Here is a 22,620-nt window from a genome sequence, read left to right as displayed (position 1 = left end):
CGTCACGGGCGCGGCACTAGCCGAGGGCGCCGAGGAAGTCGATGATCCCCGTAAAGGCCTGATCGGTGAGCGCCCAGACGTCGGAACCGGTGCTCTTGGCGGTCGTGGCCAGGCCGTTGGGATCGGTGAACATCCAGAAGCCGAGGAACACGATCACCACGACACCGATCAGCTTCTTGGTGTCCATGCGTGGGTGTCTCCATCCTGGTGTGGTTGTGCCCCCGAGGACACAGATCGACACATTGGTACCAAACGCCCCACCTGTCGCGCGGGAGGCGCGCCCAACTCCGGCCGTCAGCGGTCAACTGGCCGTCAGGGACAGGCGTGCTGCAACCCGTTCATCAGGGTTCCGGCCGGAGCCTGCGAACCGCGGAGCCAGGCGTCGAAGAAGGTGTCGAGGATCTCTCCCGTGCGGGCCTGGACGAACGCCTCGAACTGCGCCACCGAGGCGTTTCCGTCGTGGTGCGCGGTGACCCACAACCGCAGCACCCGCTCCATCTCGGCCGCGCCGATGCGGTTGCGCAACGCCGCGAGGACCATCGCTCCCCGGTCGTACACGGCGCTGTCGAAGATGTGCGCCGCACCGGGGTTGTCGAGCTTCAGGGTCCAGAACGACGACCTCGGCGTCTGGCAGGCATCGGCGTAGTACTCGTCGAGCCAGGCCTCCACGCTCGGGCCGCCGTGCGCGGCGTCGTACAGGACCTCGGCATAGGTGGCGAAGCCCTCGTTGAGCCAGATGTCGCGCCACTTGCGTACCGAGACGCTGTCGCCGAACCACTGGTGGGCGACCTCGTGGACGATCACATCCGTGTCGATCCACGAGCCGTACGTCGGCCGGGTCTGGTTCTCCAGGGCGAAACCGACGTCGAGATTGGTGACGACGCCACCGATGGACGAGAACGGGTAGGGGCCGAACTGGCCCTGGAGCCCCTCGGTGATGCCCGCCGTACGACGCAGCACCCGCAGGGCACGGCGGCGCTCACCCAACGAAAGGCGCGAGGAGACCGCGTTGTAGACGGGGATCCCCGACGCGGTTCGACTGGCCTCGAACACGAAGTCACCTGCCGCCACGACGGCGAGGTAGGTCGCCATCGGGTCCGACATCCGCCAGTGGGTGACCGCGCGGGTGCCGACCACCGTCCGCGAGACGCGGACACCGTTGCTGATCACCCGCTTGGCCTTCGGCAGGGTGACGCGGATGTCGAACGTGGCCTTGTCACTGGGGTGGTCGTTGGACGGGAACCACCACGGCGCCATGTGCGGCTGGTTCATCGTGACGAACTCGTGGCGGTCCGCCAGCCAGTTGCGCTCGCCGGCGTACCCGACACGGGACGGACGGCCCCGGTAGACGACCTCGACCTTGAAGGTCTTGCCGGCACCGATCGCACTGCGCGGAACGACCTTGAGCTCGTGGTGATTGGGGCGCGTGAAGCGGGCATTCCAGCCGTTGACCCTGACCGCGCTCACCGGCAGCAACAGGTCGAGGGAGAAGCTGCTGAGCGCCCGGTTCGCGCGCAGGGTGACGACGGTGCGTCCGCGCAGGATCCGCTCACCGAAGTCGTAGGCGATCCGCACGTCGTAGTGCAGCGCGTCGGTGCCGCCGTTGCCGTCGTAGGGCCAGTACGGGTCGGATCCCCTGATCCCGCCCGGGGCCGGCGCAGTGGTCAGCGTGGACACGGTGGCCGAGGCGCCGGGGACGGTGGCCGCGGCCCCCGAGAGTCCCGGGACCAGCAGGAGCAGGAACACCACGAGAACCGTCCGCCAGCGCATCGGCCCAATGTACGTCAGCATTTATTCGGTTGATCCCACCCACCGATGTGCGTCAGCCTTGGACCTCACTCCGCGCATCCGCGGAACCCGTCGAGAGGAGCGTGACATGTCCATGACTGTTGCCGGCCTGCCCGCAGACCGAATCCCCTCGACCCACAGGAGCACCCGACGTGTTTCCGGAGAACCTCTCCACACCTGACCTCACTGCAGACCTCGACCCGCGCTTCGTCTTCGACTTCAAGGCGTACGACGACCTCGGCCCCGGCCAGCGCTGGTCCACCTGGCTCGACATCGAGCCACTGTCACGCGGACCCGAGCCACGACCCGACTGGGTCGTGACGTCCCAGGGTGCGATCGACACCGACCTCGGCATCCTCAAGACCGGCAAGGAAGCCGACGTCTTCCTGCTCGACCGGACCGACCCCCACGACCCCGCGCAGTCCGTCGTGATGGCCGCCAAGCGGTACCGCTCCTCCGAGCACCGCACCTTCCACCGCTCGGCCACCTACACCGAGGGCCGCAGCATGAAGCGGTCCCGCGACGAGCGCGCGCTCAAGCGCAAGAGCACCTTCGGTCGCGAGGTCGCGGCAGCCGAGTGGGCGATCTCCGAGTGGAGTGCGCTGCAGCGCTGCTGGGACCTCGGCCTACCCGTGCCCTATCCGGTCCAGATCGACGGCACCGAGATCCTGATGGAGTGGATCACGGTGCCCGGGACGGACGGCGACGCGGACGACGGGCCGCAGACGGCTCCGCGCCTGGCGCAGACCCGGCCCGATCCCGTGCTGCTCGAGTCGTACTTCGAACAGCTCCGCTCGGCGATGCTGGCGCTCGTGCAGGCCGGACTCGTGCATGGCGACCTGTCGGCGTACAACATCCTCGCGGCGGGCGACCGCCTCGTGATCATCGACCTGCCGCAGCTGGTCGACCTGGTCGGCAATGCCGGCGGGTTCGACTTCCTGCAACGCGACTGCACGAACGTGTGCGGGTGGTTCGAGCGACGCGGCCTGGCGGTCGATGCGCACGAACTGTTCGGGGACCTGGTCGCCCACGCCTTCTGAACCGAGCGGACCGGGCGGGGTAGCCTCCGCCCCGTGAGGAGCACCCGCGCCCGGTCCGTCGTCGTCGCGTCCCGCACCGAGACCGACCGCCGGCTCGAAGCGGGTGCGGCTGCGGTCGCGTGCGCCCGCCTCGCCGGCCTCGACCTGGAGCGTACGACGCTCTACTCGCCGGACGAGCTCTTCGACCAGTCGACCTACGCCGCGTCCTTCGATGCCCGCGCCGACCACTGGGCCCGGTCGACCTCGGGACCCGCCGAGGCCCTGGCCGAGGTGCTCCACGACCAGGCCATCGACAACGCCCTCGCCGGCTGGGTCCGGGACCGGTCGCTGGTCGGCGTGATGGGTGGCCATGCCGCACAGCGCGGCAGCACGGAGTACGACGACGCGGCTCGCCTGGGCGCCCTGCTGGGCCGCACCCACGTGATCGCCACGGGCGGCGGTCCGGGGGCGATGGAGGCGGCCAACCTCGGCGGCCGCTTCGCACACGGATCCACCGAATCGCTCCTCATCGCGCTCGCCACCGTGGCGAGAGTGCCGTCGTTCCTGCCTTCGGTGGATGCGTGGACGGCTGCGGCCCGGGACACCGTCGCCCTGTGTCCCGATCCGGCCCCGACGCTGGGGGTTCCGACCTGGCACTACGGGCACGAACCGCCGAACCTGTTCGCGACGGCGATCGCGAAGTACTTCCGCAACGCCCTGCGCGAGGCCATCCTGCTCCAGGTCTGCGACGCGGGGATCGTGTTCCTGCCCGGAGCGGGCGGCACGGTGCAGGAGATCTTCCAGGACGCCTGCGAGAACTACTACGCACCCGAGGACGCCGTCGCGCCGATGGTGCTGGTCGGGCGCCGGTACTGGACCGAGGACCTGCCTGCGTGGCCGCTGCTCCGGGCGCTCGCCCGGGGCCGGCCGATGGAACAGCACATCCACCTCGTCGAGACGGTCGACGAGGCAGCCGCCCTGTTCGTCGAGACGCCTACGCCACCCGGAGGCTGACCCGCTCCGCGATCACCGCGCGGTAGTGCGCCAGCAGCTGCTCGTTGATCGAGAACCACGACCGGTCCTGCACGGCGCGGACGGCGGTCACACCCATGGCCCGGCGCAGCACACCGTCGGTGGCGAGGCGGTCGACGCATGCAGCCAGGTCGGCGCCGTCGCCCGGCTGGTAGAGCAGGCCGGTCGCACCGTGGGCGACGACGTCGACCGGTCCACCCTGGGCCGGGGCCACGACCGGGACGCCCGACGCGATCGCCTCCTGCGCGGACTGGCAGTAGGTCTCGTAGCGGCCGGTGTGGACGAACAGGTCGAGCGAGGCGTAGGCCCGGCTCAGGTCATCGCCGTGCAGCAGGCCGAGGAAGGTCGCCCGGTTGCCCAGGACACCGCGGAGCCGCTGCTCCTCGGGGCCGCCGCCGACGAGCACCAGCCGGTAGCGGGGGTCGTCGGCCAGGTGTGTGAGGAGGTCGAGCTCCTTCTCGGCTGCCAGGCGCCCGACGTAGCCGACGAGGAGTTGGCCCTCGGGAGCGAGCAGGCGGTGCAGCGCACCGTCGCGGTGCCGCGGGTGGAAGGCGGCCAGGTCGACGCCGCGGCCCCACCGGTGCACGGCCGGGACACCGAGCTCCTGCAACTGGTCGATGCTGGCGGTCGACGGCGCGAGGGTGCGGTCGACGTGGTGGTGGATCCGGCGCGTCAGGCCGGCTGCAGCGCGGACACCGCCCGGGACGTCGTACCGCTCGGCGAAGCCGACGAGGTCGGTCTGGTAGATCGCGACCGTCGGGATGCCGAGCTCCTCCGCGGCGCGTGCGGCCTGGTAGCCGAGCGTGGCGGGCGAGGCGATGTGCACGACGTCCGGGCCGTACTGGAGCATCATCGCGCGCAGCCGGCGACGCGTCTCGAGGCCGACGCGGAAGTCGGGGTAGAACGGCAGGTTCGCACCGCGGGCGCGGCGCAGCCGGAAACCGGCGTAGGTGTCCGGACCGGTCGGCGCGACCAGCTCGGCCTCGTGCCCCTGGGCGGAGAGGTGCTCGAGGACCCGGCGCACGGAGTTCGTGACACCGTTGATCTGCGGAAGGAACGACTCGGCCACCACCATCACGCGCAGCTTGTTCATGGCAGGGACGCTAAGCAGCGTTCCGCAACGCTCGCCCACCGTGGCGCGTGTGTCGGGCGACCGCATCGTGAACGACTGGAATACGACGTGACCCGGATCACCTTTGCGTCGTTTGAGTCCCGTGGAGATCTCTCGTCGCCAGTTGATCCGTCAGACCATCGCCGCCGGCGGGCTCGCCGCAGCCGCTACCGCGCTCCCCGGAGTGGTGCGGGGAGGCGCTGCCTCGGCGGCGACCGCCGCGTCTGCCCCCGTCGAGAACGCGGCTGCGACCTTGCAGCAGACCTTCACGACCGGCGCGCCCAACGCGCTCGGGTACCGCAAGGTCCTCGCCATTGCCGGCGAGCCCCACGGCACGCGCACCGCCCTCGGCGTCGCGGCCGGTCCCGGTCGGGCGGCTGCGCGCCAGGGCCTGCTGGCGTTCGTCCAGCTCAGCGACGTCCACATCGTCGACGCCCAGTCCCCGCTGCGCCTGGAGTGGGTCGACCGGCTCGAGGACCCCGGCTCCCCCGTCGCCACGGGACTGCTGACGTCGTCGTACCGCCCCCACGAGATGCTGACCGGCCAGGTCGCGGACTCGATGGTGCGCGCCATCAACCAGGTCGAGAACGGCCCCGTCACGGGCCGGCCCCTCGCGCTGGCCATCCAGACCGGCGACAACTCGGACAACTCCCAGTTCAACGAGGTCCGCTGGAACATCGGCGTCCTCAACGGTGGCCCGGTCCGCTTCGACTCCGGCAACCTGACCCGCTACGAAGGCGTCGCCGACGGCAACGCGCTGACCTACGACACCGCCTACTGGCACCCCGACGGCGCACCCGCGGGCAAGCCCGTGGACCGCCCGCGCAAGGAGTACGGCTTCCCGGTCGTCCCGGGCCTGCTCAACGCCGCCCGCGCGCCGTTCAACGCCGAGGGCCTCGACATCCCGTGGTACTCCGTGTTCGGCAACCACGACGGCCTGGTCCAGGGCAACTTCCCCACCAGCACCCTCCAGCTCAACCTGCTCGCCCTCGGCGCCCTCAAGGTCGTGTCACCCCCGACCGGGATCAACCCGGCCGAGGTCCTCGACAACCTGATGAGCGACCCGGCAGCAGTCATCACGAACCTGCTCTCCGGCGTCACCAACGCGGGCATCCGCGTCGTCACGCCCGACCTCAACCGTCGCCTGCTGACGCGCAAGCAGGTCGTCGAGCAGCACTTCTCGATGGGGGGTGCCCCGTTCGGCCACGGCTTCACCACGGCCAACCGCCAGCAGGGCACGGCGTACTACTCCTTCGACCAGGGCAGCTTCCGCTTCATCGTCATGGACACCGTCAACCCCAACGGGTACGCCGACGGCTCCCTGGACAAGACCCAGTTCACCTGGCTCTCGAACCTGCTGGCCGCCTCGGCCGACAAGATCGTCCTGGTCTTCAGCCACCACACGTCCGACACCATGGGCAACCCGCTCATCGCCACCGGCGGCAGCCTCGAGACGCGGGTCACCGGCGGCGCGGTGCTCACCGAGCTGCTCTCGCACCCGCAGGTCATCGCGTGGATCAACGGCCACACCCACACCAACAAGATCACCCCGCGCCCGCGCACCGGGGGCGGTGGCCTGTGGGAGATCACGACGGCCTCGCACATCGACTGGCCGCAGCAGGCCCGGATCATCGAGATCGCCGACAACACCGACGGCAGCCTGTCGATCTTCACCACGATGGTCGATCACACGGGCCCCGCGGCCAACGCCGACCTAAGCTCCCCGGCGGAGCTGGCTGGCCTGGCCCGCGAGCTCGCGGCGAACGACTGGCACGACCACAGCGGTGGCCCCGGTACGGCGGACGACCGCAACGTCGAGCTGCTGGTGGGCAACCCGCTCGCATAACGCTGGTCGAGTCACGCTGGTCGAGGCGGTTGCGCAGCAACCGCCTCGAGACCTACTCCACCGCGGCGAGCTGGCCGCAGGCGCCGTCGATCTCGGAGCCACGGGTGTCGCGGACGGTCGTCGGCACACCCTTGGCCTCGAGCCGGCGGACGAACTCGCGCTCGTCCTTCGGGTCGGACGCGGTCCACTTCGACCCCGGCGTGGGGTTGAGCGGGATCAGGTTGACGTGGACCCAGCCGTGGCCGCGCTCGTTGAGGACGTCGGCGAGCAGGTCCGCACGCCACGCCTGGTCGTTGATCTCGCGCATCATGGCGTACTCGATCGAGACGCGACGCTTGGTCTTCACGAAGTACTCGTAGGCGGCGTCGACGGTCTCCGCCACCGAGAACCGGGTGTTGATCGGGACCAGCGTGTTGCGCAGCTCGTCGTCCGGCGCGTGGAGACTGAGGGCGAGGGTGACCGGGATGCCCTCGTCGGCAAGCTGCTTCATCCGCGGCACGAGACCGACGGTGGAGACGGTGATGCCACGGGCTGACATGCCGTAGCCGTCGGGCGCAGGCTCGGTGAGGCGTCGTACGGCGCCGATGACGGCCTTGTAGTTGGCCATCGGCTCGCCCATGCCCATGAACACCACGTTGTTGACGCGCCCCTTGCCGCCCGGCACCTCGTCACGCTCCAGCGAACGCGCACCGGCGAGGACCTGCTCGACGATCTCGGCGGTGGACATGTTGCGCTGGAGGCCGCCCTGGCCGGTGGCGCAGAACGGGCAGGCCATGCCGCAACCGGCCTGGCTCGAGACGCACATGGTCACGCGACCGGGGTAACGCATCAGGACGGACTCCACGAGGGAACCGTCGAACAGCTTCCAGAGTGTCTTGCGGGTGGTGCCCTTGTCGGCCTCGAGGGTGCGCAGCGGCGTCATCAGGTCGGGCAGCAGCGCCGCGACCAACTCGGCGCGCTGGGCGGCCGGGAGGTCGGTCATCTGCTCGGGGTCGTCGGCGAGCCGCGAGAAGTAGTGCGTGGCGACCTGCTTGGCCCGGAAGCCCGGCAGGCCCATCTCGACCAGCAGCGCCTTGCGCCCGGCGGGATCGAGGTCAGCCAGGTGCTGCGGCGGCTTCTTGCGCCCGCGCGGCTCGTCGAAGACGAGGGGAAGGGGGCGTGGCCCGGAGCCTGGCTGGTCGGTCATGGTGGATCGATTGTCCCACCTGCGCCGACGGATGCCGAAACGCCAGGTCAGCGGGCCGCGAGGCTCAGGCGTCGCGCTTGAGCAGGAACCACAGCACGGCGCCGGCCACCCCGACCGCGACGATGAGCGTCGCCAGCGTGCCGAGCAGCATGTAGCGCGCAAAGCGGCGTGTGTGGTGGGGCACCAGCAGCCCGATGGGGACCACGAGGAGGAGCAGGACGAACGGGAAGAGCTCCTCGGCCCGGTGGTAGCCCACGAGCCAGCGCAGGACCGCGGCGTAGAGGCCGGGGACGACGATGATCGAGGCCATGCCGGTGAAGAAGCCGGCCAGCGGGAAGAAGATCGGGTGCCCGCGGTGGAACCAGTCGGGTCGCCGCGAGCGGTCCTCCGCCTCGATGCCCGCGTCGCGTGCCTGGTCTGCCTCGTCCATGTCTGGGCGATCGTATCGGTGCAGGCCACATGGCGCCCAACTCCCCGAACCGGTCTCGGCACGTCGGCGTGCCGGTCGTCGACACCGCGGAGTGATCAGGGGTTGACCGCTCTGTGACAGTGGTCCCGTGAACGAACCGCACCCGTCGCTGACGTACAGCCACTATCTCGCCCTCGACGAAGTCCTCGCGGCCCAGCGACCGCGCTCGGACGAGCACGACGAGCTCCTCTTCATCGTGATCCACCAGGTCTACGAGCTGTGGTTCAAGCAGATGCTCCACGAGCTCACCGGACTCCAGGGCCGCCTCGAGGACGGGGACACCCCGCGGGCGCTCCACACGCTCGGGCGGGTGCTGGCGATCCTCAAGGTGGCCGTCGCGCAGGTGGACGTCCTCGAGACCATGACCCCGCGCCAGTTCACCAGCTTCCGCGGCCGCCTCGACGCCTCGAGTGGCTTCCAGTCCGAGCAGTTCCGCGAGCTCGAGGCGACCCTGGGCCGCCGGGACCGCCGCGTGTTCGAGCACTACCCCGAGGGCAGCGCCGGACGCGAGCGGATCGCCACCGCGATGTCCCGCCCGTCGGTGTTCGACTCGTTCCTGCGCTACCTCGTCACGCAGGGGTACGACGTCCCGTCGGTCGCGCTCGAACGCGACCTGTCCACCCCGTGGGAACCGTCCCCCGAGGTCCAGGCGCTGCTCCTGGCCCTCTACGCCGACGACGGTGGCGCGGCCCAGGTCGCCGAGCGCCTCGTCGACCTCGACGAAGGACTCCAGGAGTGGCGCTACCGCCACGTGAAGATGGTCGAGCGGACGATCGGCGCCAAGATGGGCACCGGCGGCTCGTCGGGCGCGACCTACCTCTGGAGCACCGTCACCCACCAGCTCTTCCCCGACCTGTGGGCGATCCGGAGCGAGATGTAAGCCTCCCCGGGTGCGGGTTACCACCGCCGGATCGGGTACCACCAGAACCGGTGCCGACAGGCACCAGTTCGATCCGACCGACAAGTGGAGGAACAGACGTGGCTCTCAAGAACCCGCTGGGCATGATCAAGGACGTTGCCGTCACATCGCTGAAGGCTCCCGTCGCGGTGGCCGGCTCGGCCGTGGGTCTGGCCAGGGCGACGACCGGCAAGGCAGCGGGGGTGGTGACCTCGCTCGTCACGGCGGGATCCGGCACCGAGATGCCGAAGAGCGAGTGGATCACCGACGAGATCGAGGTCCCCGATGTCACGGTGACGCCGACCGAGCCCGTGAACGTCATCGACGAACTCGGCCTCGACCCGGCGCCGGTCGAGAAGCCGAAGCCGGCCCGGAAACCTGCGAAGAAGCCGGTGACGAAGATCGATGCAGCCGTCGACTCGAGCGATGTCGACGCCACGCCCGCCGATATCGCCAAGATCGTCTCGAAGGACTGACGGCCGGGCGAGAGCGCGCCGAACTGGTAGCGGCGCCCATCCCTCTGTGACAGTGGCCGCGTGACACTCGCACAGCACTACACCCGGTTCCGCGTCGACGAGCGGTTGCTGCTGACCGGTCATTCCCACCAGGCGTGGCCCGACGTCGCCCGCGAGGGCCTCCTCGAGGCGTACGACGACGCGGCCCTGGCGGTGGACCAGAAGTGGGAGCGGGCGTTCGCCCGGGCCGACCGGCTCCGTGACGGAGTCCGGTCGCTGCTGGGCGACCCGGATGCCGAGGTCGCGCTGGGGGCGAGCACCCACGACCTCGTCGTGCGCTTCCTGTCAGCGCTCGACCTGCGCGGACGCCCGCGCCTGGTCACGACCGGCGGGGAGTTCCACTCCGCTCGCCGCCAGCTCGACCGGCTGGCCGAGGCCGGCGTCGAGGTGGTCAAGGTCCCGGCCCAGCCCGTCGCCACCCTGTCCGAGCGGCTCGCCGCTGCCGTGGACGGGCGTACGGCGGCCGTGGTGGCCTCCTCGGTGCTCTTCGAGACCTCGCAGGTCGTCCCGGGCCTCGCCGTCGTGGCCGACGCCTGTGCGCGCCACGGCGCCGAGCTGCTCGTCGACGCCTACCACCAGCTCGGCGTGGTCCCGCTGTCCCTCGACGACGCGGGACTCGCCAGCGCCTGGGTCGTGGGCGGTGGCTACAAGTACCTCCAGCTCGGCGAGGGCAACTGCTTCCTCCGCCTCCCGGACCACACCGCAGGGCTTCGGCCCGTGATCACCGGCTGGTACGCCGAGTTCGGCGACCTCGAGCACGCCGCGGCCGGGACCGTCAGCTACGCCCGTGGCGCAGCGAGGTTCGCCGGGTCGACGTACGACCCCAGCAGTCACTACCGGGCGAGCCGGGTCCTCGACTTCTTCGCTGAGCAGGGGCTCACTCCCCCGCGGCTGCGCGAGGTCTCCCTGCACCAGCGGGGGTTGCTCGCCCGGGCCTTCGACGACCTCGACCTGCCCGACGGCGTCGTCACCCGTGACAGGGAGACCCCGGCCGACGGCTTCGGTGGGTTCCTCACGCTGTTCGCGCCGGAGGCGGCGACGCTGCAGGCAGCCCTGGCCGAGCGCGGCGTGCGGACCGACAGCCGGGGGCAGCACCTGCGGTTCGGCCCGGCGCCGTACCTCACCGACGACCAGCTGACGGCCGCGATGACGACCCTCGGCGAGGTCGTCCGGGCCGCGCGCGGCTAGCGCGTGAAGACGCCGTAGTGCAGGAGCAGCCAGATCGGGGCGATCGTGGCCAGCAGTGAGTCGAGGCGATCCATCAGGCCGCCGTGGCCCGGGATCACCTGGCTCATGTCCTTGATGCCGAGGTCGCGCTTGATGACCGACTCGCACAGGTCGCCGAGCGTGGCCATGACGACCGCGATCAGCCCGAGGCAGACCCCGACCCACCAGTCGCCCTCGAGCAGGTAGACGACCAGCGCCCAGCCGGCACCCACGGTGCCGAGGAGCGAGCCGACGAAGCCCTCCCAGGACTTCTTGGGCGAGATGACCGGCGCCATCGGGTGCTTGCCGAAGAGCACACCAGCGATGTAGCCACCGATGTCGGAGGCGATCGTCACGCCGATGAAGGTGATGATCCCCTTGACGCCCGCGTCGTCGAACCCGCCACCGGTGCGGCCGCCCTCAGCCAGCATCAGCGCCACGAAGGCGCCGAGGAAGGGGATGTAGATCAGCGCGAAGACCGAGGCAGTGGCGTTCTTGACGTAGCCGTCGATGCCGCGACGCAGGAGCCACAGCATGATCGCCAGCGCGCTGACTGCCGTCGCGGTGACCAGGGCGGCCGAGCCCCAGAGGTACGCCACGACGACCATCGTCACGCCGCCGATCATCAGCGGCTGCTCGGGCAGGTCGATGTCCTTGGCGAGCAGGCCCTTGCGCAGCTCCCACACGGCGACGACCACGGCGATCGCCACGATCACCATGAAGGCGGGCTTCCAGAAGGCCAGCGAGGCCGCGATGGCGCTCAGGAGGACGACGGCGGAGGCCACCGCCGCCTTGAGGTCACGGCCGGCCCGGCCGTGGTCCTTCTTCGGGGCAGGCTCAGTCGACGGCGTTGTCGAGGTCATGTCGGTGCGAGGTCGAGGTCTCAGACCTCGAGGAGCTCGGCTTCCTTGGCCTTGAACAGCTCGTCGATCGCCTCGGTGTGCTTCTTCGTGAGGCCGTCCAGCTTCTTCTCGGCCCCGTTGACGTCGTCCTTGCCGACCTCGCCGTCCTTCTCGAGCTTCTCGAGGTTCTGCTTGGCCTTCTGGCGCACCTGGCGAACGGCGATCTTGCCGCCCTCGGCCTTCTCCTTGGCGAGCTTGATGAACTCCTTGCGGCGCTCCTCGGTGAGCTCGGGGAAGACACAGCGCAGCTGCTTGCCGTCGCTGGACGGGTTCACGCCCAGGTCGGAGTCGCGGATCGCGCGCTCCACGTTGCCGATCGCGCCCACGTCGAACGGCGCCACGATGATGATGCGGGCCTCCGGCGCGGTGAACGACGCCAACTGCTGGATCGGGGTCTGCGAGCCGTAGTAGTCGACCATGATCTTCGAGAACATGCTCGGGTGCGCACGACCGGCACGGATCGCTGCGAACTCCTCACGGGTCGCGTCGACCGACTTGCCCATCTTCTGGTCGGCTTCGTTGAGGGTGTCGTTGATCACCGGTTCTCCTTCATCGTTTCGCGCATCAGTTCGCGCGTCATCCTGCGCTGACCCGGGTGCCGATCTTCTCACCCTGCACGACGCGCAGGATGTTGCCTTCCGGCTCCATGCCGAAGACGATCATCGGGAGCTTGTTCTCGCCGCAGAGGGCGAAAGCGGTCTGGTCCATGATCCGCAGGCCCTCTGCGATGGCCACGTCATAGGTGAGCTCGTCGTACTTCGTCGCCGTCGGGTCGACCTTCGGGTCGGCGGAGTAGACCCCGTCGACACCGTTCTTGGCCACGAGCACGACGTCGCACTTGCTCTCGAGCGCGCGCTGGACCGCCACGGTGTCGGTGGAGAAGTAGGGCATGCCCATGCCGGCGCCGAAGATCACGACGCGGCCCTTCTCCATGTGGCGGATCGCGCGACGCGGAATGTACGGCTCGGCGACCTGGCCCATCGTGATGGCGGTCTGCACGCGGGTCTCGACGCCGGCCTTCTCCAGGAAGTCCTGGAGCGCCAGGCAGTTCATGACGATGCCGAGCATGCCCATGTAGTCGGCGCGGACGCGGTCCATGCCGCGCTGCTGGAGCTCGGCGCCGCGGAAGAAGTTGCCACCGCCGGTGACGATGGCGATCTGCACGCCCGCGTCGACGACGGCCTTGATCTCGTGCGCGATCGCCTGGACGACATCGGGATCGACCCCGACCTTGCCACCGCCGAAAACCTCACCGGAGAGCTTGAGGAGGACTCGCTTGTAGCCGGCCACCTGGGTCCTTCCTTCTCGATCGCCACGTCATGCGTCCCCACCTGCAGGGAGCCGTGCCGAGGTTACCGTGTCGGCGGCTCAACGGACCCTTTGCACCCGCCCGCGGTGCTTTCTGCTGTTGTCACCGTCGATGTTCGAGTCGCGTGTGCGCTCGATTGTGTCGACGACCTGCTCGCCACCCTGCACCGGCTGGGCCGCGATGATCGTGTCGCGCTCGAACTCGTGGGACTTGTCGGTGTTGCGGTAGTAGCGGAAGAACGCCCAGTAGGTCGCCGCACCGCCCGCCGGTCCCGCAGCGAGCAGCCACAGTGCCCCGTCCTCGCTCGAGGCGTGCGCCACCAGGCCAAGGATGATGTCGATGCTCATGCCGGGGTCCCCGATCGATTGTTCGTGGAGGAGCGAAGCGGGGGAACGAAGAATCGAGTGGGGTGGCTCATGCCGTCGCCACCAGGAATGCGCCGGCGATGCCTTCGAGGAAGGTCCCGACCGTGAAGGCGGCCAGCAGCAGCTTCGGCTGGGACACCGGAATGCTGCCCATGGTCTCGCCGGTCCGGGCGTTGACCGCGATGTAGTGCAGGATCCCGTTGCTCTCCTGCTGGTAGGAGTAGAGCCAGACCGGGAGGTACATCGAGACCCAGCGCGAACCGCCGATGTCGATCTTCTCCTGCTCCCAGCGCACGCCGCGGTCGAACCTCCCCAGCGAACCGCTCACCTGGGACCGACCGATCGAGAGCAGCTGGTCCTCGAGGACCGGCTGCAGTCCTTCCACGTTGCGGTCACGCTTCTCGCTGGTGAAGCCGACGAGGTAGTTCGCGTTCCACTTGACGGCGTTCTTCGTGTCGAACGGCAGGATCGTGTTGATGATGTTGTTGGTCTTGGCCCCGCTGAAGTCGGCCCGTTCGGAGGCGCCCTCGACGGTGAGGTCGTCGACGGTGAAGCTCACCTGCCGCGACACCGCATAGACGTCGGCGGCGTAGTAGGTGACCGTGTTGTCGCCGTGCTTCTCCGTCCAGCGCCGGGTCTGCACCTCTCCCTTGCCCCAGTACTGGGACTCCGCACGGGCGTCGATGACGAGGTACGGGAGATACACACCGAGGACGTTCTCCGGGACGAACTCCTTCTTGAACTGGCGGTGGGCGAAGAGCCGCCGCTTGGAGGCGAAGCCGCGGATCTGCTCGACCGCCTCCTCCTTGGTCAGCTTGAAGGGAAGGACCGCGTCCGGCACCGCTCCGTTGGGGATCTGCTGGTTGACGTTGAGGGTGTGCCGGCACCAGTGGCAGCGTGCGTTGAGCGAGTGGGCGGTGTCGACGATCACCTCGGCGCCGCAGGACTCACACTTGAAGGTGATCTGGTCGGCGGCATCGGCCAGGATCTCCTCCGCACCGCTGGCGATGACCGTGCCCTCGAGCGTGTCGATGCCCTCGCCGAGGCCGAACTCCTCCTCGACCCGTGCCTCGTGCCACTCGTTGCGACAGAAGAGGCAGACCAGGTTGCCGGTCGAACCACGCAGGCGTACGTCGGTCGAGCCGCACTTCGGACACCGGTTGAGACCGTCCTTGAGAGACTCGTTGACGGTCTCGATGCTCGGTCCCGCCTCGGGCTCGGCCTTGGCAGCGGCGAGCTCCTCCTCCAGCGACAGCGGTGGGCCGTCGAAGGTGGGCTGCTGTGGATCTCCGGACTCTTCGGACATGTCAGAGCCCGAGTGCCTTCGCCTTTGCCGCGTCGTAGTCGGCCTGGGTGATCAGCCCGGCGTCGAGCATGTCCTTGGCGCGCTTGAGGACAGCCATCGGGTCGTCCGCGGCGGGTGCCGGGGCAGCCGGCGCAGCGGCGGCCGGAGCGGGCGCGGCCGGCGCGGGAGCGGCGGGCGTGACCGGCTGCTGCAGGCCACCGAGGCCCATGCCACCGGTCGCCATGCCCATCCCGATCAGGCCACCCGGTCCGGCGTTCTCGCCCGCCGCCTCGACACCGGCAGCGACGGACGCCTGCAGGTTCGCGTTGCCGCGGGAGCCGGACAGGGCGTCGGCACGCTGGACGTTCTTGAGCAGCTCACGGGTGTTGGCGTCGTACTCGATGGAGATGATCGCCGTCTTGACGATCTCGAGGCCGCGATCGGTCCGCCACTGGTAGTTGGCCTCGACGGCCGCGGACAGCGACTGGGCGAACCCGATCGAGTCCTGCTGGAGCTTCGTGATCCGGTTCCCCTTGGCGGGGTCGTTGGTGTACATCGAGAACGCCGGCGCCAGGGAACCCACGACCTCGTTGAACAGCTGCTCGCCCGCGGGGTTGTCGATGTCGGTGAAGTCGAAGGTCGCGTGCCCGCTGATGACCTCGGCCGGGACGAAGTTGCGGATGAAGGTGAGCGGGTCGGTGATCTTGAGCGTGTAGGTGCCTCGCGTGATCGCGCCGACCTGGGTGTTGAGGAAGGAGTCGTCCCAGTAGATCTCGGACTGCGTCCCGAACTTGTTGTTGGGCAGCTCCTTGAGCGTCACGAACACCGCGGACTGCTGGGCCGAGGGCCGGCCGCCGAACTTGAAGCGCTCCCAGCTCTGCTTGATCAGGGAGTCGACGAGGCCGCCGCCGGAGAACACCGAGCTCGAGGCCGGGTCGTCGGAGTTCCAGATGTAGGCGCCGGGCTCGGCGGCGAAACCGGTGAAGGCGCCGTCCTCGAGCAGGACCAGGCCGTAGCCCTCGGGCACGATGATCTTGGAGCCGTTGGTGATCACGCCTTCGGAGCCGCTGGTGTTGCTGCCGCGGCCTGCGTTCTGGCCCTTGGCGACGGCCGGGAAGATCGCGACGGTCGAGCCGACGCCGTCCGGAACGCCGTAGAAGTCGAGCCACTGGTCACCGAGCGTGCCGCCGATGGCGCCGATCGCAGCCTGAATGAGTCCCACTGAAGCTCTCCTTCACCAGAAACGAAAGCGCCCGCGCTGGTACGCACGCACCGCACCGACTGATGTCCGTTGTCGGCGAGCGCAAACCTACCCTCAGGACTAAACGTCCGCTCAACAAAACGGACGAACGGCCGGCCCCCACGATGCGTGGGGACCGGCCGTTCGATGGACCTGCGTCAGGCGCCAACCTCGAAGCGGGCGAACCGCGACACGGTGGTGCCGGCAGCGTCGAGGACGGCCTTCACGGTCTTCTTCGACTCCGAGACCGACTCCTGCTCGAGCAGGACGATCTCCTTGAAGAAGCCGCCGATGCGGCCTTCGACGATCTTCGCGACGGCAGCCTCGGGCTTGCCCTCCTCGATCGTCTTCTTGGTGAGGACGTCCTTCTCGGCGGCGACGATGTCGGCCGGGACCTCGTCACGGGTGAGGTACTGCGCCTTGAGCGCAGCGACCTGCATCGCGGCACCGCGAGCGGCGGCCTCGTCACCTTCGTAGGCGACCATCACGCCGACGGCCGGCGGAAGGTCGGCCGAACGCTTGTGCAGGTAGACCGCGACCGGGCCGTCGAAGTACGCGACGTTGCCGAGCTCGATCTTCTCGCCGATGGTGATGGCGAGGCCCTCGACCACCTGGCCGACGGTGCTGTCACCGAGCGGCAGGGCCTTGGCGGCCTCCGTGTCGGTGGCCTTGCCCGCGTCGATCGCCTCGGCGATCTGCTGGGCGGTGGCGATGAAGTCCTCGTTCTTCGCGACGAAGTCGGTCTCCGACTTCAGCTCGATGAGCGCGCCACCGGCGTTGGCGACGAGGCCGGCGGAGGCCTCGCGCTCGGCGCCGCGGGCGGCAGCCTTGGCGGCACCCTTGACGCGGAGCAGCTCGACGGCCTTGTCGAAGTCGCCGTCGGTCTCGTCGAGCGCCTTCTTGCAGTCCATCATCCCGGCGCTGGTGAGCTCGCGGAGCTTCTTGACATCAGCAGCAGTGAAAGCCATGGGGATCCTCCCTCGGATCAGATCGTGGATGAGGGGAAGCGCGACGCCAGTTCATCACGCAGCGTCACGCTCCCCCTCGATGTCGAGTTGGTGACTCTCAGGCCTCGGCCGGAGCGTCGGCAGGCGCCTCGGCGGCGTCAGCGGCAGGAGCCTCGGCGGCGGGCGCCTCGACGACCTCGGCAGCGGGAGCGTCGGCGGCGGGCGCCTCGGCAACCGGCGCGTCAGCGGCGGGGGCAGCGTCGGCGGCGGGGGCAGCGTCACCCTCGAGGAGCTCGCGCTCCCACTCGGCCAGGGGCTCCTGGGCGGTCGGGGCAGCAGAGGAACCTGCGCCCGAGCGCGAGATGAGGCCCTCGGCGACGGCGTCGGCGACCACGCGGGTCAGCAGGCCGACCGCGCGGATGGCGTCGTCGTTGCCGGGGATCGGGAAGTCGACCAGGTCCGGGTCGCAGTTGGAGTCGAGGATCGCGATGATCGGGATCCGCAGCTTGCGGGCCTCCTCGACCGCGAGGTGCTCCTTGTTGGTGTCGACGATCCAGACCGCGGACGGGGTCCGGGTCATCTCGCGGATGCCACCGAGGGTCTTCTCGAGCTTGACGTGCTCCCGACGCATCTGCAGGAGCTCCTTCTTCGTACGACCCGAGCCGGCGACGGTGTCGAAGTCGACGTCGTCGAGCTCCTTGAGCCGGCTGATCCGCTGGCTCATGGTCTGGAAGTTGGTGAGCATTCCACCGAGCCAGCGCTGGTTCACGTACGGCATGCCGACGCGGGTCGCCTGCTCGGCGATCGACTCCTGCGCCTGCTTCTTGGTGCCGATGAACATGATCGTCCCGCCCTTGGCCACGGTCTCCTTGATGAAGGCGTAGCTGCGGTCGATGTAGGCCAGCGACTGCTGCAGGTCGATGATGTAGATGCCGTTGCGGTCCGTGAGGATGAATCGCTTCATCTTCGGGTTCCAACGACGGGTCTGGTGTCCGAAGTGGACGCCGCTCTCAAGGAGCTGGCGCATGGTCACGACAGCCATAATTGTTCTCCTGTGTGGTTTTCAGTTGGTCCTGACGCCTGCGTGCTCACCTGACCTGGTTTCCCAGGACTGAAGGCAAGTCACCCACGGGCGATCGGGGCCTGTTGGTGCAAGGGCCCCGTCGTGGTCTGCGGACGTGCGAATTCCGGTCCAGGACGGACCGGTAGAGGTCAGCCTACGACCTCCGCCGCCCCACGAGCCAATCGTGAGGCGGCCGGCACCTGCACGCTCACTTGCGCGCCTGGAACTCCACCTCTGCGATCGCCGTGTGGCTGCCCGCGGCGGTGCCCTTGTAGGCGGACCGGATCTCGAAGGTGACGTCCACGACGTCACTCACCCCGACGCCGAATTTCGCAGGACCGAGCTTGTCCTCGAAGGTGAATTCCTTGATCTCGGTCGAGCCATCGCTGCGCTTGAGGACCGCGTTGATCTCCTTCGGGCGACCCTGGGTGAGGAACAGCTCTTCGTCCACCGCCGTGATCCCCGGCGTGATGATCACGTAGACCAGCCGGATCGGCTCCTCGAACTCGAGATTGAGCTTCTCGCCACGGCCGTCGCCGGCCTTGGCGGGCGCCCAGTACTCATTCGAGACCCCGTCGCGCGCCTCTTCCGCGCCGTGGCCCCGCTGGCTGCTCGACGCCTCGATGGCCGTCGGATTGACCTCCACGGTCCCGGCGATCCGGTCGCGCACGGTGCCGTAGAGGCCACCGAGGACATCACGGAAGGCGAACCCGCCGATGCTCAACGCACCGACGACGACGATCAACGTGAGCAGTCGGGTCGGGAAGCGCAGCTGGAATCCCCCGGTGCGCGCGGACCGCGGCCGCGCGCCGGCGTGCTTGACCTTGCGCAGGCGCCGCTTGTTCCGCCAGCGGCGCCACCACGACAGCTTCGCCACCTCGGCCTCGGCGAGGGTGGTGCCGCAGCGCCGACAGAACTTCCGGGTCGGCTTGTTGCCGATGCCGCAGTTGCCGCAGACCAGGTCACCCTGCTGGATCGGGTCGTCCGCGGGCGGGCGGGGTCGCTTGGGCTTCGCCAGCGGCGTCCCCGGCTTCTGGGGCGCCGGCTGCTGCGCGCCCGGTTGCCGTCCGGCCGGCTTGTCGGAGACCGGGACGACCATCGCCTGCAGGGCGTCGCGCGGTGGCGGCGGCTTCCACTCCGCACCGGGCTTGGCCGGCGGCGGAGGCGGGGGCGGCGTCACGGCAGCAGGCGCCTCGTCAGGCCGCTCCGCCGTCGACACCTTCGGCACGACCGTCGGGGACACGGGACGCGACGGTGGGCCGGAGGACGGCGGCGGGCCGGAAGGTGGCGGGCCTGAAGGCGGCGGGCCAGACGGGGGCGGGCCAGACGGGGGCGGCGTGGACGGCACCAGTGCGAGGTCCGGGGCGGGCGCTGGCCCCGGTTCGGGCTCGGCGGCCGCGGCTGGGTGGTCCGCGTGCTCGCTGTCGGACCAGTCGACGTACGCGCCACATTCGCCGCAGAACCGTTCCCCCTCCTCGAGGGCGACCGCACAGACCGGACACGACTGGCTCATTTCTTCCCACCTCCTGCGCGAACGACCTTGTACTGCCGGGCCACATGTGCGGGACAGACGTCCTCGAGCAGCGCCTCGACCCGTCGTACGTCGACGGCGGCCGGGTCGGGAACGGTGACGGTGACCGTGACCGCGGGGGGAGCGGTTCCGCCGGGATCTGCTCCCGGCTTCTGCGACCAGTCACATGCGCCGGTGTCGCTGACGGTGACCTGGGCTCCCAGCGCCTGCTCCAGTGCGGCCTGGATGCCCGCGACGGTCCCGCGCTGGCGGTGCAGCCGGGCAGCGTCGGTGATGATCCGGCGGCGGTCTGCGGTCGACCAGGCGTCGTCGAGCTCCACACCCACCCACATCGCCAGCCAGCCCAGGAAGTCCTCCGGTGACAGGTTCGGGTCGAAGTACGCCGCCAGCGAGTCGAGGGTCGCGTGGATCGGCGCATAGCCGTCGTCGAAGGCACCCACGAAACGCACCAGGAAGTCGTCGTCCTGGAGCACCCCGGGCAACCGCTGGGCCAGCGGCGCCGGGCAGATCAGGCCGGGCACCATGCCCCGGTGACTGGTCCTGGTCATTTCAGCCACCCCTGATCACCCGGACCCGGTGGTCGTAGGAGAAGACGAGCGCGAAGCGGTCGAGGTCGATGCGCTGGACCGGCTCGCCGCGCTTGCCCGTGATGGGGTCGGCAGCGAACAGCAGCACCTCCTCGACCAGTTCAGTCCCGGAGACCTGCTGGAGGACGGCGTAGACCTCGCCGGCCTGGACCGGGCGGCCGAAGGGCCATCCCTTGCCGTCGATGCCGCCGGTGAGCGGGTCGAAGTACCGGTTGAGCGCGACGCGGGCGGCCTTCTCCAGCTCCGGCGACGCGGTCTTGGCCCGCGCGACGAGCGTCGCCACGACGGTGACGCCCTGGTAGAACGGCGGCTCGACGACGACCCGGGCACCCACGGTGCGGCGCGGCTCGATGTAGGACGTGACCGTCTGGAGCGTCGCCGTCGTCGGCACGAGGTCCTCGAAGCGCAGGCTGCCCTCGACGTCGGCCGATGCGGCCGGCACCAGCAGGACCCGGACGCCGCTCTCCTCGCCCCCAGCACCGGCCGGGACGGCCTTGACCCGGGCGACCTGCGGGGCCGCGGCCTTGGCCAGCTGCTCGTAGTCCTCGCAGGTGACGGCCCGGTCGCGGGTGCGCAGGGCCAGCGGGCCGCGGAGCTTGGCCTCGTCCACGCTCTCGGGCGCAACGCCACCCACCGCAGCCCGCCGGTTCTCGACGCGGTCGATTCCGGGCACCGTGGTCCGCAGGATCTTGATCGCGCCGGCAGCCAGGTTGCCCGACGGCCCACCGCCGATCCGGTACGACGGCACCCGCATCGGTGCGCCCTTCGGGGGCACTGCGCCGTACTGCCGCAGGGTTCCGGCGGCCTCGCGCACGGCAGGACCGAACTGCACCTCGCCGGTCGCGCGGTCCACGCGCACCACGGCGTCGTCGGGACCCGAGTCGGCGAAGGACGAGACCTCCTCCCACTGGTCCCAGCCCGACCCGGACGCCACCTCGACGACGAACGGGTCGCCGTCAGCGACGAGGGGCCCGCGCACCAGCCTGAACACCTGGCCCGGCACACCCTCGGACAGACCGAGGATCTCGTCGGTGAACGTCTCGGAGTGGGTGGCCGCCACCGTGCCGCCGATCGTGTACGCCGACATCTCTGTGATCGTGGGCGAGGCGCTGTAGAACGGGTAGCCCTCCCCCGGCGCCACGACGCGGCAGCGCAGCCAACCGGCACGCACCTGCGACACGACCGATGCGGCATGGGACTCGGGGACGTGCAGGATCACGTCGCCCGGCCGGTTCAGGCCACCGGTCGTGTCACGGTCGACATCACAGGCCGTCCACGCCTTGCCGTCCCAGGCCTCCCACACCAGTGGCGGCCGGGTGGGGTCGACGCCCACGCCCTGGAGGTGGCAGGTCATCCGCAACCCGATGGCACAGGACGGCGCCGCGTCGTCGAGGCCGATGTAGAGGATGTCCTCGTAGGCCGGCTGTTCGGTGAAGCACCGGAACTCCGTGCCGAGGCTCAGCTCGTCGTCGCGGCGTTCCGGCTCGCCGCCCGCGTTGTGCGTCATCACGTGCGCGAGCGAACGGGGCGGCATCGTCAACGACTTCGACGTCGCGAAGACGACCGCTTCCTGCTGGGGCGTGCGCAGGGTCGCCACCTCCGCACCGGCCGGCAGCACCGTCGTCTCCTTCGCGGCAGCGGCCAGCCAGGCGGTGACCTCCACCCGCGCCGGGGTCGGCGGGTGCAAAGTGACGCCGAGGAGGTCGAGGAAGGTGATGTAGAGCCGGTCCGGGACCCGGTTCAACCGGTACAGGAGCTCGTCGGTCATGAACGCGAACGTCTCGATCAGCGTCACGCCGGGGTCCGACACGTTGTGGTCGGTCCATTCGGGGCAGCGCTGCTGGACCATGCGCTTGGCGTCGTCGACGAGGTCCTGGAAACGGCGATCGTCGAGATTCGGGACCGGCAGGGTCATGCGTCCTCCTCGTGGGGCGGAATGACGTAGAACGGGAAGACGAGGTTGCGCGGATCGTTCTCGCCGCGCAGCGAGTAGGAGATGTCGATGTAGAGGACGCCCTGGTCGACGGCATCGAAGCGCACGGCGACGTCCTCGACGTCCACCCGCGGCTCCCAGCGGTTGAGGGAGACCCGCACCGCATAGGCGATGTCGCCCGCAGTCGCGGCGTCCGCAGGGGCGAAGACGTAGTCGTGCACGGCACAGCCGAACTCCGGCCGCATCGGGCGCTCCCCCGGCGCCGTCATCAGGATCAGCCGGATGCTCTCCTCGATCTCCCGGCGCCCGCTGACCAGGGCGACCCGCCCGGTCGGGTCGGTGCGCAACGGGAAGGACCATCCGGAACCGACGAACTCCGAGCCCATCA

At 69.6% G+C, this 22,620-nt stretch carries 23 protein-coding genes; 6 read left to right on the top strand and 17 right to left on the bottom strand.

From position 1 onward, the window contains the following. Positions 1–16: 16 nt before the first annotated feature. Together ACOACQ_RS10825 and ACOACQ_RS10820 are read right to left on the bottom strand one after the other, a co-directional pair. Positions 17–187, bottom strand: a complete 171-nt coding sequence (locus tag ACOACQ_RS10825) for a hypothetical protein (protein WP_378605141.1) — start codon at positions 185–187, stop codon at positions 17–19. Between the two features lie 125 nt (positions 188–312). Continuing rightward, positions 313–1,770 carry a M1 family metallopeptidase gene (locus ACOACQ_RS10820; RefSeq protein ID WP_378605138.1) on the bottom strand — a complete coding sequence of 486 codons (1,458 nt, stop codon included), beginning with the start codon at positions 1,768–1,770 and terminating at the stop codon, positions 313–315. Between the two features lie 170 nt (positions 1,771–1,940). Here ACOACQ_RS10820 and ACOACQ_RS10815 point away from each other — a divergent pair, with 170 nt between their 5' ends. Together ACOACQ_RS10815 and ACOACQ_RS10810 are read left to right on the top strand one after the other, a co-directional pair. Further along, positions 1,941–2,828: a serine protein kinase RIO gene (locus ACOACQ_RS10815; protein WP_420288273.1), complete on the top strand. Its 888-nt coding sequence runs from the start codon at positions 1,941–1,943 to the stop codon at positions 2,826–2,828. A gap of 33 nt (positions 2,829–2,861) precedes the next feature. After that, complete coding sequence (locus ACOACQ_RS10810) at positions 2,862–3,821, top strand: LOG family protein (protein ID WP_420288272.1); 960 nt, start codon at positions 2,862–2,864, stop codon at positions 3,819–3,821. Here ACOACQ_RS10810 and ACOACQ_RS10805 read toward each other — a convergent pair. Further along, positions 3,802–4,932, bottom strand: a complete 1,131-nt coding sequence (locus ACOACQ_RS10805; RefSeq protein ID WP_420288271.1) for a glycosyltransferase family 4 protein — start codon at positions 4,930–4,932, stop codon at positions 3,802–3,804. The genes ACOACQ_RS10810 and ACOACQ_RS10805 overlap by 20 nt on opposite strands. Positions 4,933–5,053: 121 nt before the next feature. Between ACOACQ_RS10805 and ACOACQ_RS10800 the strand changes: the two genes are divergently transcribed. Then, entirely contained in the window at positions 5,054–6,796 is a 1,743-nt protein-coding gene (locus tag ACOACQ_RS10800; RefSeq protein WP_420288270.1) for a TIGR03767 family metallophosphoesterase, read from the top strand. Between the two features lie 52 nt (positions 6,797–6,848). On the opposite strand, the gene rlmN is transcribed toward ACOACQ_RS10800, so the two are convergent. Next, a complete protein-coding gene (rlmN, locus tag ACOACQ_RS10795; RefSeq protein ID WP_420288269.1) occupies positions 6,849–7,982 on the bottom strand; it encodes a 23S rRNA (adenine(2503)-C(2))-methyltransferase RlmN in 1,134 nt (377 codons plus the stop codon). Positions 7,983–8,046: 64 nt separating this feature from the next. Further along, entirely contained in the window at positions 8,047–8,412 is a 366-nt protein-coding gene (locus tag ACOACQ_RS10790) for a hypothetical protein (protein WP_378596236.1), read from the bottom strand. A 127-nt stretch (positions 8,413–8,539) separates the two neighbouring features. Here ACOACQ_RS10790 and ACOACQ_RS10785 point away from each other — a divergent pair, with 127 nt between their 5' ends. The 3 genes from ACOACQ_RS10785 to ACOACQ_RS10775 all read left to right on the top strand — a co-directional run bounded on the left by ACOACQ_RS10785 (position 8,540) and on the right by ACOACQ_RS10775 (position 11,052). Beyond that, entirely contained in the window at positions 8,540–9,331 is a 792-nt protein-coding gene (locus tag ACOACQ_RS10785; RefSeq protein ID WP_378596237.1) for a tryptophan 2,3-dioxygenase, read from the top strand. A 98-nt stretch (positions 9,332–9,429) separates the two neighbouring features. After that, complete coding sequence (locus tag ACOACQ_RS10780; RefSeq protein ID WP_420288268.1) at positions 9,430–9,825, top strand: hypothetical protein; 396 nt, start codon at positions 9,430–9,432, stop codon at positions 9,823–9,825. A gap of 60 nt (positions 9,826–9,885) precedes the next feature. After that, positions 9,886–11,052, top strand: coding sequence for a hypothetical protein (locus ACOACQ_RS10775; RefSeq protein WP_420288267.1), 1,167 nt, complete (start codon positions 9,886–9,888; stop codon positions 11,050–11,052). On the opposite strand, the gene ACOACQ_RS10770 is transcribed toward ACOACQ_RS10775, so the two are convergent. From ACOACQ_RS10770 to ACOACQ_RS10715, 12 genes are all read right to left on the bottom strand, one after another. After that, on the bottom strand, positions 11,049–11,933 hold the full coding sequence (locus ACOACQ_RS10770) for a phosphatidate cytidylyltransferase (protein ID WP_378596240.1): 885 nt from the start codon (positions 11,931–11,933) through the stop codon (positions 11,049–11,051). The two genes, ACOACQ_RS10775 and ACOACQ_RS10770, sit on opposite strands and share 4 nt — an antisense overlap. A 20-nt stretch (positions 11,934–11,953) precedes the next feature. Further along, complete coding sequence (frr, locus tag ACOACQ_RS10765) at positions 11,954–12,508, bottom strand: ribosome recycling factor (protein ID WP_378596255.1); 555 nt, start codon at positions 12,506–12,508, stop codon at positions 11,954–11,956. A 40-nt stretch (positions 12,509–12,548) separates the two neighbouring features. Beyond that, entirely contained in the window at positions 12,549–13,262 is a 714-nt protein-coding gene (pyrH, locus tag ACOACQ_RS10760) for a UMP kinase (RefSeq protein WP_182377088.1), read from the bottom strand. A gap of 78 nt (positions 13,263–13,340) precedes the next feature. Next, a complete protein-coding gene (locus ACOACQ_RS10755) occupies positions 13,341–13,628 on the bottom strand; it encodes a hypothetical protein (protein WP_420288266.1) in 288 nt (95 codons plus the stop codon). A 67-nt stretch (positions 13,629–13,695) separates the two neighbouring features. Beyond that, positions 13,696–14,952 carry a hypothetical protein gene (locus tag ACOACQ_RS10750; RefSeq protein WP_378596242.1) on the bottom strand — a complete coding sequence of 419 codons (1,257 nt, stop codon included), beginning with the start codon at positions 14,950–14,952 and terminating at the stop codon, positions 13,696–13,698. Position 14,953: 1 nt separating this feature from the next. Next, positions 14,954–16,153: an SPFH domain-containing protein gene (locus ACOACQ_RS10745; RefSeq protein ID WP_420288265.1), complete on the bottom strand. Its 1,200-nt coding sequence runs from the start codon at positions 16,151–16,153 to the stop codon at positions 14,954–14,956. Between the two features lie 176 nt (positions 16,154–16,329). Then, a complete protein-coding gene (tsf, locus tag ACOACQ_RS10740) occupies positions 16,330–17,139 on the bottom strand; it encodes a translation elongation factor Ts (RefSeq protein ID WP_378596244.1) in 810 nt (269 codons plus the stop codon). A gap of 97 nt (positions 17,140–17,236) precedes the next feature. Continuing rightward, the gene (rpsB, locus tag ACOACQ_RS10735) at positions 17,237–18,160 is read right to left on the bottom strand and encodes a 30S ribosomal protein S2 (RefSeq protein ID WP_420288264.1); all 924 of its coding nucleotides are present in this window, start codon (positions 18,158–18,160) and stop codon (positions 17,237–17,239) included. Between the two features lie 229 nt (positions 18,161–18,389). After that, positions 18,390–19,424: a zinc ribbon domain-containing protein gene (locus ACOACQ_RS10730; protein ID WP_378596246.1), complete on the bottom strand. Its 1,035-nt coding sequence runs from the start codon at positions 19,422–19,424 to the stop codon at positions 18,390–18,392. 266 nt (positions 19,425–19,690) lie between these two features. Beyond that, positions 19,691–20,260, bottom strand: coding sequence for a phage tail protein I (locus tag ACOACQ_RS10725; RefSeq protein WP_378596247.1), 570 nt, complete (start codon positions 20,258–20,260; stop codon positions 19,691–19,693). Position 20,261: 1 nt separating this feature from the next. Continuing rightward, entirely contained in the window at positions 20,262–22,214 is a 1,953-nt protein-coding gene (locus tag ACOACQ_RS10720) for a putative baseplate assembly protein (RefSeq protein WP_420288263.1), read from the bottom strand. After that, on the bottom strand, positions 22,211–22,618 hold the full coding sequence (locus ACOACQ_RS10715; RefSeq protein WP_056714367.1) for a GPW/gp25 family protein: 408 nt from the start codon (positions 22,616–22,618) through the stop codon (positions 22,211–22,213). Before ACOACQ_RS10715 ends, ACOACQ_RS10720 begins: the two co-directional genes overlap by 4 nt. Positions 22,619–22,620: the final 2 nt, after the last annotated feature.

Source organism: Nocardioides sp. CPCC 206347 (genome assembly GCF_048654605.1).
Taxonomy (GTDB): domain Bacteria; phylum Actinomycetota; class Actinomycetes; order Propionibacteriales; family Nocardioidaceae; genus Nocardioides.
The sequence above is the reverse complement of the archived record's forward strand: the minus strand, read 5'-3'. Positions and strand labels throughout refer to the sequence as shown.

Bases quoted from the DNA above. Each gene is read 5' to 3' on its own strand.
- ACOACQ_RS10805 (WP_420288271.1), bottom strand. From the start codon at position 4,932: ATGAACAAGCTGCGCGTGATGGTGGTGGCCGAGTCGTTCCTTCCGCAG.
- ACOACQ_RS10825 (WP_378605141.1), bottom strand. From the start codon at position 187: ATGGACACCAAGAAGCTGATCGGTGTCGTGGTGATCGTGTTCCTCGGC.
- tsf (WP_378596244.1), bottom strand. From the start codon at position 17,139: ATGGCTTTCACTGCTGCTGATGTCAAGAAGCTCCGCGAGCTCACCAGC.
- ACOACQ_RS10820 (WP_378605138.1), bottom strand. From the start codon at position 1,770: ATGCGCTGGCGGACGGTTCTCGTGGTGTTCCTGCTCCTGCTGGTCCCG.
- ACOACQ_RS10750 (WP_378596242.1), bottom strand. From the start codon at position 14,952: ATGTCCGAAGAGTCCGGAGATCCACAGCAGCCCACCTTCGACGGCCCA.
- ACOACQ_RS10720 (WP_420288263.1), bottom strand. From the start codon at position 22,214: ATGACCCTGCCGGTCCCGAATCTCGACGATCGCCGTTTCCAGGACCTC.
- ACOACQ_RS10715 (WP_056714367.1), bottom strand. From the start codon at position 22,618: ATGGGCTCGGAGTTCGTCGGTTCCGGATGGTCCTTCCCGTTGCGCACC.
- rlmN (WP_420288269.1), bottom strand. From the start codon at position 7,982: ATGACCGACCAGCCAGGCTCCGGGCCACGCCCCCTTCCCCTCGTCTTC.
- ACOACQ_RS10755 (WP_420288266.1), bottom strand. From the start codon at position 13,628: ATGAGCATCGACATCATCCTTGGCCTGGTGGCGCACGCCTCGAGCGAG.
- ACOACQ_RS10770 (WP_378596240.1), bottom strand. From the start codon at position 11,933: ATGACCTCGACAACGCCGTCGACTGAGCCTGCCCCGAAGAAGGACCAC.
- ACOACQ_RS10790 (WP_378596236.1), bottom strand. From the start codon at position 8,412: ATGGACGAGGCAGACCAGGCACGCGACGCGGGCATCGAGGCGGAGGAC.
- ACOACQ_RS10725 (WP_378596247.1), bottom strand. From the start codon at position 20,260: ATGACCAGGACCAGTCACCGGGGCATGGTGCCCGGCCTGATCTGCCCG.
- rpsB (WP_420288264.1), bottom strand. From the start codon at position 18,160: ATGGCTGTCGTGACCATGCGCCAGCTCCTTGAGAGCGGCGTCCACTTC.